Annotated in this window: 22 protein-coding genes and 1 pseudogene; 11 read left to right on the forward strand and 12 right to left on the reverse strand. The window is 53.4% G+C overall.

The window, feature by feature from the left end; all coding sequences use genetic code 11:
* Nucleotides 1–619: 619 nt before the first annotated feature.
* From IQ241_RS16665 to IQ241_RS16700, 8 genes are all read right to left on the reverse strand, one after another.
* Nucleotides 620–796: a phospholipase D-like domain-containing protein gene (locus IQ241_RS16665; RefSeq protein WP_193909226.1), complete on the reverse strand. Its 177-nt coding sequence runs from the start codon at nucleotides 794–796 to the stop codon at nucleotides 620–622.
* 15 nt (nucleotides 797–811) lie between these two features.
* A complete protein-coding gene (locus IQ241_RS16670) occupies nucleotides 812–1,216 on the reverse strand; it encodes a type II toxin-antitoxin system VapC family toxin (protein WP_193909228.1) in 405 nt (134 codons plus the stop codon).
* Nucleotides 1,206–1,427: a hypothetical protein gene (locus tag IQ241_RS16675; RefSeq protein ID WP_193909231.1), complete on the reverse strand. Its 222-nt coding sequence runs from the start codon at nucleotides 1,425–1,427 to the stop codon at nucleotides 1,206–1,208. Before IQ241_RS16675 ends, IQ241_RS16670 begins: the two co-directional genes overlap by 11 nt.
* Before the next feature lie 280 nt (nucleotides 1,428–1,707).
* Complete coding sequence (locus IQ241_RS16680; protein ID WP_193909233.1) at nucleotides 1,708–2,130, reverse strand: HEPN domain-containing protein; 423 nt, start codon at nucleotides 2,128–2,130, stop codon at nucleotides 1,708–1,710.
* A complete protein-coding gene (locus IQ241_RS16685; RefSeq protein ID WP_193909235.1) occupies nucleotides 2,108–2,473 on the reverse strand; it encodes a nucleotidyltransferase domain-containing protein in 366 nt (121 codons plus the stop codon). Before IQ241_RS16685 ends, IQ241_RS16680 begins: the two co-directional genes overlap by 23 nt.
* A gap of 160 nt (nucleotides 2,474–2,633) precedes the next feature.
* The gene (locus IQ241_RS16690; protein WP_193909237.1) at nucleotides 2,634–2,963 is read right to left on the reverse strand and encodes a phospholipase D-like domain-containing protein; all 330 of its coding nucleotides are present in this window, start codon (nucleotides 2,961–2,963) and stop codon (nucleotides 2,634–2,636) included.
* 93 nt (nucleotides 2,964–3,056) lie between these two features.
* Nucleotides 3,057–3,350: a type II toxin-antitoxin system RelE/ParE family toxin gene (locus IQ241_RS26620; protein ID WP_193909240.1), complete on the reverse strand. Its 294-nt coding sequence runs from the start codon at nucleotides 3,348–3,350 to the stop codon at nucleotides 3,057–3,059.
* Nucleotides 3,347–3,613 (reverse strand): type II toxin-antitoxin system ParD family antitoxin, encoded by a 267-nt coding sequence (locus IQ241_RS16700; RefSeq protein ID WP_193909242.1) that lies wholly within the window; start codon nucleotides 3,611–3,613, stop codon nucleotides 3,347–3,349. The genes IQ241_RS26620 and IQ241_RS16700 overlap by 4 nt, the downstream gene beginning before the upstream one ends.
* Nucleotides 3,614–3,884: 271 nt before the next feature.
* Here IQ241_RS16700 and IQ241_RS16705 point away from each other — a divergent pair, with 271 nt between their 5' ends.
* Both IQ241_RS16705 and IQ241_RS16710 read left to right on the forward strand, forming a co-directional pair.
* Nucleotides 3,885–4,283 (forward strand): hypothetical protein, encoded by a 399-nt coding sequence (locus IQ241_RS16705; protein ID WP_193909244.1) that lies wholly within the window; start codon nucleotides 3,885–3,887, stop codon nucleotides 4,281–4,283.
* Between the two features lie 40 nt (nucleotides 4,284–4,323).
* Entirely contained in the window at nucleotides 4,324–4,695 is a 372-nt protein-coding gene (locus IQ241_RS16710; protein ID WP_265579906.1) for a cysteine peptidase family C39 domain-containing protein, read from the forward strand.
* A gap of 4 nt (nucleotides 4,696–4,699) precedes the next feature.
* Here IQ241_RS16710 and IQ241_RS16715 read toward each other — a convergent pair whose 3' ends face one another.
* Entirely contained in the window at nucleotides 4,700–4,888 is a 189-nt protein-coding gene (locus tag IQ241_RS16715; protein WP_193909248.1) for a hypothetical protein, read from the reverse strand.
* A 74-nt stretch (nucleotides 4,889–4,962) separates the two neighbouring features.
* On the opposite strand from IQ241_RS16715, the gene IQ241_RS16720 reads away from it, so the two are divergent.
* Together IQ241_RS16720 and IQ241_RS16725 are read left to right on the forward strand one after the other, a co-directional pair.
* Nucleotides 4,963–5,151, forward strand: coding sequence for a hypothetical protein (locus IQ241_RS16720; RefSeq protein WP_193909250.1), 189 nt, complete (start codon nucleotides 4,963–4,965; stop codon nucleotides 5,149–5,151).
* Between the two features lie 109 nt (nucleotides 5,152–5,260).
* Nucleotides 5,261–6,010, forward strand: a complete 750-nt coding sequence (locus IQ241_RS16725; RefSeq protein ID WP_193909252.1) for a maleate cis-trans isomerase family protein — start codon at nucleotides 5,261–5,263, stop codon at nucleotides 6,008–6,010.
* On the opposite strand, the gene IQ241_RS16730 is transcribed toward IQ241_RS16725, so the two are convergent.
* Nucleotides 5,999–6,928: a polysaccharide deacetylase family protein gene (locus tag IQ241_RS16730; protein WP_193909254.1), complete on the reverse strand. Its 930-nt coding sequence runs from the start codon at nucleotides 6,926–6,928 to the stop codon at nucleotides 5,999–6,001. The genes IQ241_RS16725 and IQ241_RS16730 overlap by 12 nt on opposite strands.
* A gap of 59 nt (nucleotides 6,929–6,987) precedes the next feature.
* Here IQ241_RS16730 and IQ241_RS16735 point away from each other — a divergent pair, with 59 nt between their 5' ends.
* The 6 genes and pseudogenes from IQ241_RS16735 (at nucleotide 6,988) to IQ241_RS16755 (ending at nucleotide 12,931) form a co-directional block, all read left to right on the forward strand.
* Nucleotides 6,988–8,310, forward strand: coding sequence for an amidase (locus tag IQ241_RS16735; RefSeq protein WP_193909257.1), 1,323 nt, complete (start codon nucleotides 6,988–6,990; stop codon nucleotides 8,308–8,310).
* Between the two features lie 248 nt (nucleotides 8,311–8,558).
* Nucleotides 8,559–9,590: a BMP family protein gene (locus tag IQ241_RS16740; RefSeq protein ID WP_228021791.1), complete on the forward strand. Its 1,032-nt coding sequence runs from the start codon at nucleotides 8,559–8,561 to the stop codon at nucleotides 9,588–9,590.
* A complete protein-coding gene (locus IQ241_RS16745; RefSeq protein ID WP_193909260.1) occupies nucleotides 9,587–10,969 on the forward strand; it encodes an amidase in 1,383 nt (460 codons plus the stop codon). Before IQ241_RS16740 ends, IQ241_RS16745 begins: the two co-directional genes overlap by 4 nt.
* Before the next feature lie 65 nt (nucleotides 10,970–11,034).
* Entirely contained in the window at nucleotides 11,035–11,169 is a 135-nt protein-coding gene (locus tag IQ241_RS26015) for a hypothetical protein (protein ID WP_265579907.1), read from the forward strand.
* Nucleotides 11,153–11,377 (forward strand): annotated as a pseudogene (locus IQ241_RS16750) (M20/M25/M40 family metallo-hydrolase); the annotation flags it as partial. The gene IQ241_RS26015 and the pseudogene IQ241_RS16750, both read left to right, overlap by 17 nt.
* A 63-nt stretch (nucleotides 11,378–11,440) precedes the next feature.
* On the forward strand, nucleotides 11,441–12,931 hold the full coding sequence (locus IQ241_RS16755; protein ID WP_193909265.1) for a bifunctional orotidine-5'-phosphate decarboxylase/orotate phosphoribosyltransferase: 1,491 nt from the start codon (nucleotides 11,441–11,443) through the stop codon (nucleotides 12,929–12,931).
* Here IQ241_RS16755 and IQ241_RS16760 read toward each other — a convergent pair.
* Nucleotides 12,878–13,294 carry a cysteine hydrolase family protein gene (locus IQ241_RS16760; protein ID WP_193909267.1) on the reverse strand — a complete coding sequence of 139 codons (417 nt, stop codon included), beginning with the start codon at nucleotides 13,292–13,294 and terminating at the stop codon, nucleotides 12,878–12,880. The genes IQ241_RS16755 and IQ241_RS16760 overlap by 54 nt on opposite strands.
* Before the next feature lie 11 nt (nucleotides 13,295–13,305).
* Nucleotides 13,306–13,626 carry a hypothetical protein gene (locus IQ241_RS16765; protein WP_193909270.1) on the reverse strand — a complete coding sequence of 107 codons (321 nt, stop codon included), beginning with the start codon at nucleotides 13,624–13,626 and terminating at the stop codon, nucleotides 13,306–13,308.
* A gap of 206 nt (nucleotides 13,627–13,832) precedes the next feature.
* Here IQ241_RS16765 and psbA point away from each other — a divergent pair, with 206 nt between their 5' ends.
* Nucleotides 13,833–14,912, forward strand: a complete 1,080-nt coding sequence (psbA, locus tag IQ241_RS16770) for a photosystem II q(b) protein (RefSeq protein WP_193909273.1) — start codon at nucleotides 13,833–13,835, stop codon at nucleotides 14,910–14,912.
* Nucleotides 14,913–15,631 lie beyond the last annotated feature (719 nt).

Raw genomic sequence — 15,631 nt, forward strand, 5'->3', positions numbered from 1 at the left:
AGGGTGGTGATAGCGCTCGTATTCAAGTGCGCTAATGTCGGCTTCGCTGAACTCTAGTTGAATCATGACCGCGGTGTCTTTTGGGTGGGCTAACTCAATTTCACCATGACTATAGAATTAGTTCAAGCCCGAACCGGCTAGAGTATAAGCAAACTTGATAGCGCGTTTGACCTCAGCAAACGTCTTGAGCTTGATTTTCGAAGCAAATATCCTTTCAAACCTTGGATTTGGCCAGAGATGCCAGAACTTTCCACTTCTCATGTGGAAGAAGGGTTTAGAAATGTCAGGATTGTGGGTAGGAGAGCCAAAGTAGACCCAGTACTTCAGGAAGGTCTGAATCAGCGCGGGTGTTAGAAAAATTCGGTTTTCGCTGATAATCCCTTTCTGAATATGCTCAATGACCGATAGCAGCAGAATTGGCTTATGCGGAGCTACGCCATGCGCTCGGTCAACTCTGATCTTTTGAAACTTCTGGCCGTAATAGCATAGAAGCTCAGCCTTTGCTAGTTCCATTGACTGCCGCGCCTTAACCTGAATCTTTCATCAGCCAGAATGCTAGCATCGGAAATCCACCTATAATCCTCAATCTTACTGAGCCAACCAGCCGCATTCGGCCCCCCTAGCGAATAAACGCCGTCAGCCCCCTGGCCACCGCCGCCATGGACGTGCTGGAGAAAAAGCCGACAGCTCGGTCATACCGGATGGCTCGCTCCAGGCAGGGGAGGTAGAAATCCTGGATGAGGTGAGCGCGATCGCTCCGATATTCCGCCCGCAGCGGCAGCTCTGCTAAACCCAACGCCCTGACCCCCAGCTAGCTGTCTTGACTGATCCAATTGACTACCGTTATCCCATCAATGAAGTTGAAGTGCCTATCGAAAGTAGCCAGAGTCCAATGATTTTCGATGGTTTGTGCCCCAATCCACAAATCATTCTCGGGGATTGGCTTCCCCTTGCGCTTCAAACTCAGCCGCATCTGCGAATAGTGCCGGGCCGTCTCTAGCCCCATCGGCACAACCTTACAGGTATCGATAAACTTCAGGTACTGAGACAGATTATGCAGGGTTCGACCTGAGTTCTCAGCCCCAAAGAGCAATTCCCCCACTACTGGCAGGGGTAAAATCACCATCGATAGCGCTTTCACCCGTTCTGCAATCGCTTCATTGCCATTTAGAAACTGAATCGCGACTGAAGTGTCTAGCGCTACTTCACCAGGCATTCAGGTCAACCTGCTCAAACTCTTCAGCGACCATGGCCTGAATGTCTTCAGCCTCCTCGTCGCTCAAAATTCCTGAAAACTGAGCAAAGGGACTTTCCGCTCTAGATTCAGTGCGTCCTTGCTTTAGAGAGCGCAGAAAATCGAGCACCGTCCTCAAAGTTGCTTCCGGCACCTGCTCCAGCTCCTGCAAAATCAGCTCTTTTGTCGTCATCGTTTAGTCCTCCCAGCTCTGCTTATACCCTTACGATAGCGCCTAACCCCCTTTACTTCATATTGAAGAGCCTGCTTTGGGCAGGGAATGTATAAGTCCTGAATTTAGAGGGTCGCGATCGCGCCGATATTCCGCCCGCAGCGGCAGCTCCGCTAAACCCAACGCTCTGACCCCTAGCTCGCTTGGTCTTCAAATTGGTGCAGAGTGCTCAGAACCGCTGGCAGCGGATTCGAGGCTTCAAACATCTCGGCAATGTGATGGAAGGCGTTCAGTTCAAAAATCATGTCGGCTTGCTAAGGATTGAACTATTTTCGGGTTGGCTGTCAATTACTGATTTCACAGTATTTTCAAGCAGCTCAATGCGCTTAAGTAAGTCGTCACGATTCACCTTTAGGTCATCCGTTTCAATCAGGTCATAACGCATTTGTACAGCAAATGGATTAAGCTCCAGTAATTCCCAAAATTCAGTCACCTCACACTCATAGTTTTCCAACCTTTGCAATAAGACACCCAAATCATGGGTCTGAGGATACACATCTCCTAATGTCGCAAGCCATGCTTTCAGCGCTTTTTCTGCAGACTGCTGGGCATGAAATCCAAAAACCTCATCTGCAAAAACGCTAGCATCTATCATTCCTCTGAGCGCTCTCAGGTCGCGCTGAGCAACCAATAGTAGCATTCTAGCCTGCTTTAGGTCGCTCATATAGCAACTGCCCTTCCTTTAACGCCTTTGAAATCACATGATTCGGGCTTTTACTCCATTCTCTTACTTCCTCAGTGCTATATACCAGCACATCAGTAGGCACACCAAATTTTGCCAAAGTCCGCCAAACCCTTATAGCTTCTTGGCGTCGGCTGTGCTGAGGGCCAAACCCCTCAGCTTTTATCACTAAAAAATCAACATCTGAATCTGAGCGAGCGCTACCTTTTGCCCGTGAACCAAACAAAATGATCTGTGTGGGATCTACAGCCTTTACCACGGACTGAACCATCTCATTCAGCAGCTCACTATCTACTATTGGAATCTCAAACCTTGAAGAACTCATGTCAGTATTCTAATTCGAACTCAGCGAACTGCAACTACTTCAGTCCACTCAAACTCATCTACACTGTGCCCCACCAGCGCATAGACCTCACCGCTCAGCCGAATATTGTCCTGCTCGCAATCTCATCTCCACGCTGCCCGTCTGATTCTGCTAGAGCCTTTCAAAATGCGCCGCCTTCTGCGCTCAGCGCCAAAGCCAGACTCCGGCTCAGCGCTTCGCCGACGATCGCGTCTCGCCTGCTCAGGCCCTGCTCAATCGTGGTTACGTCCTCTGCTGACAGGCAGGGCGAGGCCACCAGCCGCATTCGACCGCCTGAGCGAATAAAGACTTCCAGCCCCCGGACCACGGCGGCCATCGAAGTGCTAGCGAAAAAGCCCACGGCTCGGTCATACCGGGTGGCCCGATCCAGGCAGGGAAGGTAGAAATCCTGGATTGAGTGAGCGCGATCTCGCCGATATTTCGCCCGCAGCGGCAGCTCCGCTAAACCCAACGCTCTGACCTCACAGCTCGCTCTTTTCTTTCAGTTAGACGGGTTCTATCAATCCTGTCTGTGATGACATTGGCCTACTCGACACTGATTTACTCATTCTAAAAAGACTGACCGCAGGTCTCGGTATCCACTAAGAACGCGAAGAATCGTAATAGCTTCATCTGTAACCTGGTAAAAAATAATATAGCCTTGTAACGGCATCCCTCTAAGCTCTGGCATAATCTCCGTATAGCTACGGCCTGTATGCGGAAACTGTGCTAATTGTTGGCACTTTCGATTGAAGCTCTGGATAAATCGATCGCCAGCATCAACGTTACGACTTAGAAAATAGTCGATGATATCATCTAGATCTTGGCTTGCTGCACGAGCGATCGTGCAGCGTCTCATCCTTCCGTATCCTGTGCTTTTATCACTCTTGCCCGCAGGCGTTCCGTCACGGCTTCTAGATCAAGCACCTCCCCCGCTTGCGCTTGTGCTGCGCCGACCTCGACCTTTTGACGAGTTTCTGCTAGCCATTGCTCATATTCCTGTTCCCATTCTTGCAGCAGCTTCAGAGCACGACTAACGACCTCATTAGGGTTAGCATAGCGACCGCGAGTAACCTGCGTCTGAATAAACTTAGCTTGCTCAGGTTTTAGCGTGATTTCCATAATTCTGGACGGTAATGGTCTGATTCTATTTTAGATAGAATAGCAGTGGTTGAGAAGAAGCCTACGGCCCGGTCGTATTGGGTAGCCTGCTCCAGACAGGGGAGGTAGAAATCCTGGAGCAGGTGAGCGCGATCGCGCCGATGTTCCGCCCACAGCGGCAGCTCTGCTAAACTTATAGCTTACCCGATAGCTGCTGCTTGCTTTGCAACGCTCTCTAAGCATAGGAACTTGCCATAATAGAAATGAGTCTAGCTGCGGAGCAGTACTAACAATGGAAAATCTTCAGCAAGCGACTATTGATACTGTCAAGAAGCTTACTCCTGAGCAAATGCAGGCGCTATTACTCTTGATAGAGTCGTGGCAAAATCATAGAGCGCAGGCGGCGATAGGGTCATCTGAGGCAGAAGCTATCGTCAACGGGTGGCTGCTTGATAACTTGCCCGATCGCTTCACAGCAGGTACGGCTCAACCGATTACGTCGCGTCACATTTGGTACGTGCCTATTGAGCTTACGTATCCCACTACAGGCAGCATAGGAAAAGTTGGCGAAGCGCTAGTCAGCGCATTCTCCGGCGTTCTGCTATCAGTATCACAGGTCGAAGATTTGCAACGGACTGCTGCTGAGCTGTATAACACCCGGCCGAATGAGCTCCAAGCCCCAGTTTTATAAGCAGGCCACGTCCTATTCCTGTGTGCCCGCCTGCTTGCGAATGGTGTTGGCTGGTTTGGGTCTCAGCTTAAGCGAGGCAGAGCTTAGAGACCGTTGCGACTGTACGGTTTTTGGTACAGAAGCCCTGAAGGCTGTCGATGCAGTGCGGCAGCTTGGCTTTGAACGCTCTCAGAAAGTCAATTTATCGTTGAGCGAGCTGACGACTTTGGTCAGATCTGATGTCTACCCTATCGTCTACGTGAACTTAAAACCGATTGACAACATTCAATGTAGCCATGCGGTTGTGGTCGTCAGCATAGCGGATGAGAGCTGTGGCGTATATGATCCAATGCAAGGAGAAAGATGTTTGCCTCTAGCCCTATTTGAAGCAAGCTGGCGGTTAATGAATGGCTTGGCCATCGTAGTGCATTAGCGTTTCATGCTTCCATTGCCTGAATGCCCTCGGCCTCCTCGTCACTCAAAATTCCTGCAAACTGAGCAAAGGGACTTTCCGCGCTAGACTCCTTGTGTCCTCGCTTAAGCGATCGCAAAAAATCAAGCACCGCCTTTAAAGTAGCTTCGGGCATCTGCTCCAGCTCTTGCAAAATCAGCTCTTTTGTCGTCATCGCTCAGACCTTCCCAACTCAGCTTATACCCTTTTATACCCTTACAATAGCGCCCAAACTCCCTTTACGTCATATTGAAGAGCCTGTTCCAGGCAGGGAAGGTAGAAATCCTGGATGAGGTGAGCGCGATCGCGCCGATATTCCGCCCGCAGCGGCAGCTCCGCAAGAGCAAGCTCTACAGTCCCCTAATTCTGGGGGCAGCCGGACTCAAAGCCCCCAAAAACGCTGGGTCTTTCTTTCCTCAGTCCAAAACGTTAGCTTAAAAAATTGTCGGGAAGGGGGTTCTTTCCGGAATGTAGCTAAAGCTACGGTAATCCTCATTTTGAATGTATACATTATTCATGAAAGCCAATATTCCGTAGAGTCATACCTATGGTTAAACGCACGCTCTTGGGGATGCTTACCCCCTCATCAAACACGGTTCTAGAGCCGGTCACGAGCGCCATGGTTGCCGGGCTGCCCGATGTCTCAGCCCACTTTGGACGCTTTCGGGTGACTGAAATTTCGCTGCGGCAGCAGGCGCTGGAGCAGTTTGACCTGTCTCCGCTGCTCCAAGCAGCAGAGCTGCTAGCCGACGCCCAGGTGGATGTGATTGCCTGGAACGGCACCTCCTCTGGATGGTTGGGATTTGAGGCCGATATTCAGCTTTGTGAGGCAATTACTCAGGCGACGGGAATTCCGGCAACGACTTCAGTGCTGGCCCTGCTGGAGATTTTTCGCGATCGCAATCTCTCCCAAATAGGTCTAGTGACTCCTTATCTCACTGCTGTTCAAGAACGGATTATCAATAATTTTGCCAACGCGGGTATCCGCTGCATTGCGGAGCAGCATCTCGGCCTATCGGTCAACTTTGACTTTTCTGAAGTGGGACCTGACCAGCTGGCTGAGATGGTTCATACGGTGGCAGCTAGCGAACCTGAAGCGATCATGACCTTCTGCACCAACTTACGCACGGCGCCGCTGGTCAATCAGCTGGAGCAGCAGACCCAAATACCGATTTTTGACACGATATCGGTGGTCGTCTGGAAATCGCTCATGCTAGCCGGGGCCGATCCCTCTCGCGTTCAAGGCTGGGGCAGGCTGTTCTCGGAACCCCAGATGGCCGTTCAGCTAAGCGGGTGAAATGGGCTGAATGGGGATATCTCCCCGCTGCATCCGCTGCTGCCAGTGCCGGGCAATCTGATCGCGCCGAGCCACCCAAACCGGGTCATGCTGCTGAACGTGGTCAAGAAAATCTCTGAGCGCCGGTATTCGCCCCGGTCGGCCAATGATGCGGGGATGCAGACCTACCGTCATCATCCGAGGACAAGCCGCGCCCTCTTCCCAAAGCCAGTCGAAGCTGTTGATCAAGTAAGTCGAAAAGTCTGAGGCTAGGCGAAAGGTCTCCGCGCCTGTAAACCGCATATCGTTGGTGTCAAAGCTATAGGGTAAAACAATGTGAGACTGACCTAGAACTTCCACGGTGTAAGGCAATTCGTCGTTATAGGCATCGGAATCGTAAAGAAAATTTTGCGCTACTAAGATACTGCGGGTTCTGGGACTGCTCGGTGCGCGAGTATGCCAGCCCACTGGCCTCACCCCAGTCGTTTTTTCAATAATCTCTACCGTTCGTGTAATCGTTTGTCTTTCTTCCGCTTCTGTCATATTTGCCAGATGCTCCCACCGATAGCCATGACAGCCTACCTCATGCCCGCGCTGAATAATTTCAGTTCCAATCCAAGGAGACAGCTCAAGCACCCTGGCGCAAATGCTGACGGTGATTTTGAGGTTATACCACTCAAACAGGTCCAAGATGCGCCATAGTCCCACCCGGCTTTCGTACTCAAAATGAGACTCCATCGACAGGTCGGGAACGCCCTTAATCTCTTGAACAATCTCATAGACGCTCTCATTTCGCTCATCCGCCATGGAAACTGACAGCTCGGCCCCAGCCTCAATATTCAGCACAAAGGAGACGGCTAGCCGCGCCTGGTCTGGCCAGTCTGGATCGGGGGGAGTCGAACCATAGCCATAGAAGTCCCGATGATATTGCAACGCCATAAATTCTCCAAGAATATGGACCGCGACCATCTTACCGTTTTGGCCTAGCCCTGATCGCAATGCTTTCTAGCCCAGCGCTTACCGCCACCCAGGCCCTCCATAAAATAGACCAGGGATTTGCTATTCAGTCCCTGCTGCAAGACTGTTTGGCCCAAATTTCCGCCCGTGAACCGGTGGTTAAAGCCTGGCAATGTTTGAATTCAGCGGCGGCTCAGCAGAAAGCAGAGCGTTTAGACTGTCAGGAAAATTACCGGGGTGTGCTGGGCGGAATTCCGGTGAGCGTGAAGGATATTATTGCCACCGCAGACCTGCCAACCGAGTGGGGTACGCCGATCTATCGCGATCGCAATCTGGGCTACGATGCCGCAGTCGTCGAGCGGCTGCGGCAGGCGGGCGCAATCATTTTGGGTAAGACAACGACAACCGAATATGCGTCTGGGCAACCGACGCAGACGACCAATCCCCATAATCCCAACCATACCCCTGGCGCTAGCTCAAGCGGCTCCGCTGCGGCAGTGGCGGCAGGGATGGTGCCGCTCGCTATCGGTACGCAGTCCGTCGGGTCAGTGCTGCGCCCGGCAGCCTACTGCGGCGTTTTGGGCTTTAAGCCGAGCTTTGGCACCATTTCCCGGTTTGGCGTTATGCCGGTCAGTCGCGAGATCGATCAGGTGGGCTGCTTTGCTCGCAGCGTTGACGATCTAGCCCTGCTTTGCTCGGTGCTCATGGGTTCCGACCGGCGCGACCCGGACTGTTGGACACAGCCGTTTTCCTTTGAGGTACAGCGGCTGATACAACCGCCGACCATTGGGCTGCTGCGGGGGCCGTTTTGGGCACAGGTTGAGAATGAGGGTCAGGCGGCTCTGATGGGTCAGGCAGAGAGCCTTGCCGCCGCTGGCGCAGAGCTGACTGAGGTAGCGCTATCGGCTGACTTTACAGCCTATTTTTCCCATATTGAAACCCTGATGATGAGCGGGCTGGCTGTTAACCATGGGAAAGATTTGGCCCAGCATCCTGACCAGGTTTCGCCTAAGCTGCGGGGGCTGATTGAGCAGGCGCGATCTCTGCCCCCGCTTGCCTATGGCCGGGCTCGCCAGGCCGTCGTTCACTATCACCGCTATCTGAACTCGCTATTCGGTCGAGTAGACGCCATCCTCACGCCGGTGACAACAGGTCCCGCTCCTATAGGGCTAGAAAATACCGGTTCTCCCCTATTCTGTGCGCTATGGACACTGTGCGGTCTACCGGCAATCAGTATCCCCGCCGGGACTGCTGCAAATGGATTGCCTTTAGCGGTTCAATTAGTCGCGCCACCCAGAGCGGATGCCCGGCTCCTAGGCATTGCCGACTGGCTCATCCAGTCTTCTAAGTTTGCTATGAACTGATTTTTATCACTGTTTCATCTAATTTCTAATCAACTGAGATGCCACTATGGGCGAGCCTACAGTTTTTCACATGTCATGCTGGGCTTTCGCTGTTCAACTTTTATTAACGCAAACAATGGCTGCAATTTCTACAGGACTGATTGTGCTGACTGGCGCCGTCTCGATTTTAGGTGATCGGCTAGTAGGACTTCGACGGTTAGCCTCGATGTAAAAAGGCAGGAAACCAAAAAGCTAACAGAGTAAGCATTATGCAAAATCATTCCCGACGGCTTTTTATCGCTCAAATGGCCACGCTAAGTCTGGGTAGCGCTGCTCTTTCCGTACTGGGAGGGCAAAAGGCGGGTTCGGCAAAGTCCTTAAAGGTCGGGATGCTGATTCCCGGCCAGATTGACGACGGCGGCTTTATGGAGGCGGGCTATCAGGGCTTGCTCAAGATTGAGCAGGAGCTAGACGCAGAGACGCTCTACATCGACCAGATTGCGCCTGAAATGGACCCGCTTACCAACGCCTTAAGAGAGCTTTCAGCAGCCGAGCCGGACCTGATTTTTGCCCATGGGGGACAGAACGCCCAGGCAGTAGAGCAGGTTGCGCCCGAATATCCCGACCAGACCTTTGTGATTGTTCAAGGCAACATCACTGGCCCCAATTTCACCAGCTATGAGGTGCTTCAGGAACAGTCCGCCTGGCTAGCTGGGGCGGCAGCGGGTCTGCTGACTCAAACACAGACTGTCGGCCATATTTCCGGTATCCGCGTGCGACCGGGGCTGAAGGGACGAGCAGCCTTTGCCGACGGTCTCCGCCACACCAATCCTGAGGCTGAATTTCTGACGATCTTCTGTGGCGATCAGGACGATGCTGAACTGGCTAAGGCCGTTGCTCTAGCTGAAATTGAAGCCGGAGCCGATATTATCTTTACCATGCTGAACGCGGGTCGCGTCGGCGCCATCGAAGCCTGCCAAGAAACGGGAACCTACCAGATCGGCAATGTGCGAGACTGGTACCCGGTGGCGCCAGAAGTGTTTATTGCCTCCGCGATCGCGGATGTCAGCCTGGCCAGCTTCCTAGCCACGCAGGACTATCTCAGCGGCTCCTTTGATCTGTCTACTCAGCATAAGATTGGGCTAGAAGTGCCGGAGGCCGTGCGCCTGGCCATGGCCCCGACGGTGCCGCTCTTCGTCCAGGCGGCGGTTAGGGGGCTATCGGCTAAGATTGTCTCTGGCGAGATCGAGGTCGCAGACGAATATGACGGTGAAGAGTTTGAACTGGAAGGGCTGGTGTGATTCACCAACTTTCCGCGGTTGAGCTGGTAGCAGCGATTCGAACCGGGCAGGTCAAGGCCGTCGATGCGGTGGCGGCCTGTTTTGAGCAGATTGAGCGGCATAATCAGAAGCTCAAGGCTTTGATTACGGTCTGTCGCGATCGCGCCGTCGCTGAAGCCCAGCAGGCGGATATCGCGATCGCGGAAAATTCGCCCGTCGGTCCCCTCCACGGCGTTCCCTTTACGGCCAAGGATTTAACGGCGACAGCGGGGGTTCGCACTACTTATGGTTCTCTGATTTACCAAGATCATGTCCCTACTCAGGATGAGCTATGCTTGGCTCGCCTGCACGCTGCGGGCGGCATCCTGATTGGCAAGAGCAATACGCCCGAGTTTGGCCTGGGCGCACACTGTAACAACGCGCTCTATGGGCCTACTGCCAATCCGTATGACCCGCTCAAAACCTCGGGCGGATCTAGCGGTGGGGCCGCCGCTGCCGTTGCTACTGGGATGTGCTTTCTAGCCCAGGGCACCGATATGGGCGGCTCAGTCCGCACGCCCGCTAGCTTTTGCGGCGTGGTTGGCCTACGTCCCTCGGCGGGCCGGATTCCGCGCCGACGCAAGCCGCTGCTGCGAGACTGGCTAGATACTGATGGCGCGATCGCGCGTACGGTCGAAGATGCCGCCCTGATGCTCTCGGTGATGGCAGGCGAAGACTGGCGCGACCCGCTCTCGGTTGGGCGAAGCTGGGAGCTGCCAGAATTTTCTGAGGCGCAGCGGCTGCGAGGCCAGGTTCGGGTCGGCTTCAGCCCGGACCTGGGGATTGCCACGGTCGCGGCGGAAACGGTTCAGGCCTTTGAGCAGGCCATTGAGCGAATAGCGCCCCTCTGTCAAACGATGACAGCCGACCATCCAGACTGCTCCCTGGCCCAGTCTGCCTTTGAAACCCTGCGCGCGGCTACCCTACGGCATAAGCAGGCCGGGCATTTGAAGAAATATCCTGAGCTGCTGTCGGAGAGCGTTCGCTGGAATATTCAGCGAGGTGAGGGGATTTCAGCAGCGGAGTTATTGCAGGCCGAGGCAGATTGCGATCGCGTTTACCTCAATTTCCTAACGTTCTTCGAGCGCTACGACATTTTGATCACGCCAAGCGCTAGCCTGCCTTCATTTCCCCATACCCAGTCCGAGGTTCTAACAATAGACGGTGTTAAGTTGCGGAATATCATCGATTACCTCACTATCACCTACACGATTTCTCTAACTGGGCTGCCCGCAATCTCCCTTCCCTATGGTTTATCGTCTTCAAAACTACCGATGGGGATACAGCTAGTTGGAAAGCCGGGCGGTGAAAAAGCACTGCTACTATTTGCCTATCTGCTGCAAGAGAACTTGGAAAAATGATCAAATGTTGGAAGGAAATGCCGTGACCTGGCGAGTTTGGTCACCGGCTCCATGAGGAAGGCAGCATGGTTGGCAGTCGCGCGATCGCGGGCAGCGTTGGCCCCGAGCTGGCAGACTATCGCACCGCCATCGACCTTCCTCTGTCCGCAGCTCTAGCGCGGACAGGCGGAGACTGGTCGGCTCATTACCCAAGTCTGTGACGACCTCGCCCTGAGCCATCACAGTATGCCGAGCCGGGCCATCCACGATGCCCAAGAAATTGGCCGAATCACCGACATGGGCATGATTTTTGTCCCCAGTCGGGGCGGTGTCAGTCATGCAGAGATTGAATACACCAGCCCTGAGCAATGCGCCCAGGGGGCAGCAGTCCTATTGCAGACGCTGATATGTTTAGATGAGCAATTATAGCTGAACCATTTGGCTTAATCGGATGCGCTGGGCTTCGACCCATCTTTAACTGGCAGCGGGCTGATGAACTTCTTTGACAAACTGAGCAAAGCAATCTCCCAAAATCAGAGTCTGCTCTATGTCGGGCTGGATCCGAGTCCCGAAGTTTGGCCAGAGTGCTATGCCGCGCTAGCCAAACCTCAGGCGGAGTATTCTCTGGAAAGGGCACTGCATGACCACCCGCAGCTAGGCAAACTCAGGGCCTGGCTCCAGAGCTTAATTGCTGACACAGCGGATTCGGTCTGCGCGTTCAAACTCAACCCGGAATTTTACCGGCTCCTGGGGGTGGCAGGGATAGAGCTGATGCATGAGACGCTCAGCTGCATCCCTGACGCTATCCCGATTATCCTGGATGCGAATCACAGCGACCTCAATAGCAATACGATTTTTGCCCAAACTATTTTTCGAGCCTGGCAGGTCGATGCGGTTACGCTCAATGCCTATTCAGGGCAGGACCTGGCCGCTCCATTTCTGCTTTACCCTGACCTGGGAATCTTTGTGCTTTGCACCACGAGCAATCCGACCGCTCAAACCCTACAAGCCTATCCCTCCGCAGATACCCCGTTCTATCTCCATTTGGGCAACGAAGCTAGAACCTGGGGGCTGCCCAAACAGGTTGGGCTGGAAGTCGGTGCGCCTAGCCCTGATGTCCTGGCCCGCATCCGCGCCACTGCGCCAGAACGTTGCATTCTGGCTCGGAGCGTTTGGACGGAGGGCAGCGATCTGCAAAAGCTCTTAGAAGCGGGGCTCAATGCTGACGGAGACGGGCTGTTGATTCCTGTTCCGACGGAGGTCTTGATACCTGCCGCTGGCGAGAAGACTTATCTTGAAACTGTGAAAGCCTTGAAAGCTCAGGTCAATCAGGTCCGAGAAGCCGTCGCCCAGCAGCATCCTTCCTGCTCAGTTTGGGTTTCCGATATCTGTCTATTAAAGCCGCTACCCCATGAAGATCTAATCTTGCAGCTGTACGACATTGGCTGCCTTCAGTTTGGTAACTTTGTTCAGGCTTCAGGTGAGACATTCTCCTACTATGTTGACCTGCGAACGATTATTTCCAATCCGCAGGTGTTCGACAAGGTGATTGGGGCCTATGCCACCATCCTCAAAACGCTGAGGTTTGAGCGGATTGCGGGCATTCCCTACGGTGCCCTACCCACCGCGACTGGTTTAGCCCTGCGCCTCGATCGCCCTATGATTTTTCCGCGTAAAGAAGTTAAAGCCCACGGTGCCCGGCGACTGGTTGAAGGCCAATATCACGAGGGAGAAACGGCTGTGGTGGTCGATGACATTCTGATTTCAGGACGGAGCGCCATGGCGGGGGCTGCTAAACTCCAGTCGGTTGGCTTGAATGTGAAAGACATCGTGGTGTTTATTGACCACGAAAAAGGGGTGATGGATCGGCTGAAACAGAACGGCTATCAGGGCCATGCTGTGATGACGATTTCTGAAATTGCTGAAACTTTACTGGAAGCCGGTCGCCTCACTGAGACCCAATTTCAAACCCTGACCGAGTAAGCGCAGTCCTAGTGCGGCGGGAGCCCTCGCAGCGAAGAACACCTTTCCCATGGGTCCCTCGCTGCCAATTTCGGCCTGCTGTCGCCTAGAGCGCTCTAGCTTATGGGGCGGACAGTCGCTCAGGTCGGGGCGATGACCTTCGCGGGTATGGATAATGGTCACGGGTGTTCGACGCAGCCCGGCCAGCAGGGTTTGCAATGGCCCGATCGGCTGCTGGGTGTAGCGAACGCCTAAGCCCATGCGATCGGCCCAGCCGCCCTCGGTACAAAAGTCATTTTGCATATCGATCACCAGCAGCGCCGTGCGCTCCAGGGTCAGCGTCAGCAGGTATGGCTGAGCCGGAACAGAGATTTGGGGAGTCATGGGTTCTATCCTTATTCAATGCGGGTAAAGCGCTCAATCGGCAGCGGCTGGGCCATTGCCTTTTGGTAGGTGGCCTCGATGGCGGGCATCAGCCGTTCGGCATGATGATACATTTCTGCTCGCTCTGTCTCATACTCGCCGTAGGTCGCCCACGGGCAATGGTGCAGGGGTTTATTGACGGAGTCAGCCACAGCTTCAATTCGAGCGGCGACCTCCATAATTCGATCATCCTCGACTAAGACGTCCGCTTTCTGAACAGTCAGATCTAACTCCCCGCTGGGCTGATGGGTGAAGGGCAGAACTGTCGCATTTCGAATGAGCTGTCGAGGCATATACGTTTAGCTAGCAGCATTGACTGAATGACGCTCCTTGACGCCGATTTGTAGGAGGTTAGCAGTCAATCGACTGACAGCGCTGAATCTCAGGTTTGAGACGCTACCGGTTAGCAGACATCCTGTATTCTCCAGTCTTCATCATATCTCCATTTTGTTTTGTTCTAATGGCTTTGTCCATTTAGACAACTACATCTTGTAAATTCATGACTACCGTTCTCCAACGTCCAGATTTATCCCCGTGGGATAGATTCTGTAATTGGGTCACAAGTACTGAAAATCGGCTCTATGTGGGCTGGTTTGGCGTCTTGATGATTCCCCTGCTCGGCGTCTCCATAACCGTTTTTGTCACTGCCTTTATCGGAGCGCCGCCCGTCGATATTGACGGCATTCGCGAACCGCTTTCGGGTTCGTTGCTCTACGGCAATAACATTATCACGGCGGCTGTCGTTCCCACATCCAACGCCGTTGGCCTCCATTTTTATCCAATTTGGGAGGCTGCTACCCTAGATGAATGGCTTTACAACGGCGGTCCCTACCAGATGATCGCTTTCCACTATATTCCCGCTTTGCTCTGCTATATGGGGCGAGAGTGGGAGCTGAGCTATCGTTTGGGCATGCGTCCCTGGATTTGTGTGGCCTACTCTGCCCCTGTCGCAGCGACGACTTCCGTATTTCTGATTTATCCCATCGGTCAGGGCAGCTTTTCTGATGGCTTGCCCATGGGGATTAGCGGCACCTTCAACTTTATGTTCGTCTTCCAGGCAGAGCATAATATTTTGATGCATCCGTTTCACATGTTAGGGGTTGCAGGGGTGCTAGGTGGCTCGCTGTTCTCGGCGATGCACGGATCTTTGGTGACCTCCAGCCTGGTGCGTGAAACTACCGATGCCGAATCTCAAAACTATGGTTACAAGTTCGGTCAGGAAGCAGAAACCTACAACATCCTCGCTGCCCACGGTTATTTTGGCCGCCTGATCTTTCAATATGCCAGCTTCAATAACTCGCGCTGGCTGCACTTTTTCCTAGCGGCCTGGCCGGTGGTGTGCATCTGGCTAGTTGCCTTGGGCATCAGCACGATGGCGTTTAACCTCAACGGCTTTAACTTCAATCACTCCGTTCTAGATTCGCAAGGTCGGGTGTTGCCAAGCTGGGCTGACGTCCTCAACCGAGCTAGCCTAGGTTTTGAAGTGCTGCATGAGCGCAATGCCCACAATTTTCCCCTGGATTTAGCCAGCGGTGAGCCAACGCCAGTGGCGCTACGGGCTCCTGAAATCCAGGCTTAATGCTTAGCTGAAGCATCTAAGGCTAAGAGCGCCTTCCAAAGAAGGCGCTTTTCTGATCAGCTGATTAAGCTAGCCAAGTCCCCGCTCACAGAATAAGTACCTGAGCATTGAAATTTACATAGGATCGAGAATTAAATAACTTGACCATTTGTGCATGTCTCGCGGCCCTCACCCCGGCCCTCTCCCCGGGGGAGAGGGAGCTAGATCCGGCCCCCTTCTCCCCCGGGAGAAGGGTTGGGGATGAGGGCTCGGGAGTTGTGCATCTTATTAAATCCTTGATCCATAAAAGGATTTGTCATTCCGAGCAAGCGAGGAATCTCTCGAATGCTGATGCTTCAGGGTGAGATGCCTCGACCAGCTCGGCATGACATCAGACTTCGCTCTGCAAAAAGCATGTAATTAATTTTGGCTGACTACTTAGGCTGCCGCATATACACAGCTTCTGAAAGGTTAGCCGTGCGTAGCCCTCATCCTAAATCCTTCTCCCAAATCTGGGAGAAGGGGCTGGGGGATGTAGAGCTTGCTCTTCCCGAAGGGTGGGCCATCTGCAATACTCTGCCATGCTCCGATTTGTGTATACACAGTAGCCCAGAACGGGAGAAGGATTAAGGCTTGTACAGCCTCAATTCTTCTTGCAGTAGAGCCAAAATATCGGGATGTCAGAAAAAAAGGCCCTCTCTCAAAGAGGGCCTGACTGTCACAGCATGACAACTTCATGA

The organism is Vasconcelosia minhoensis LEGE 07310 (assembly GCF_015207255.1).
Taxonomy (GTDB): Bacteria; Cyanobacteriota; Cyanobacteriia; order Phormidesmidales; family Phormidesmidaceae; genus Vasconcelosia; species Vasconcelosia minhoensis.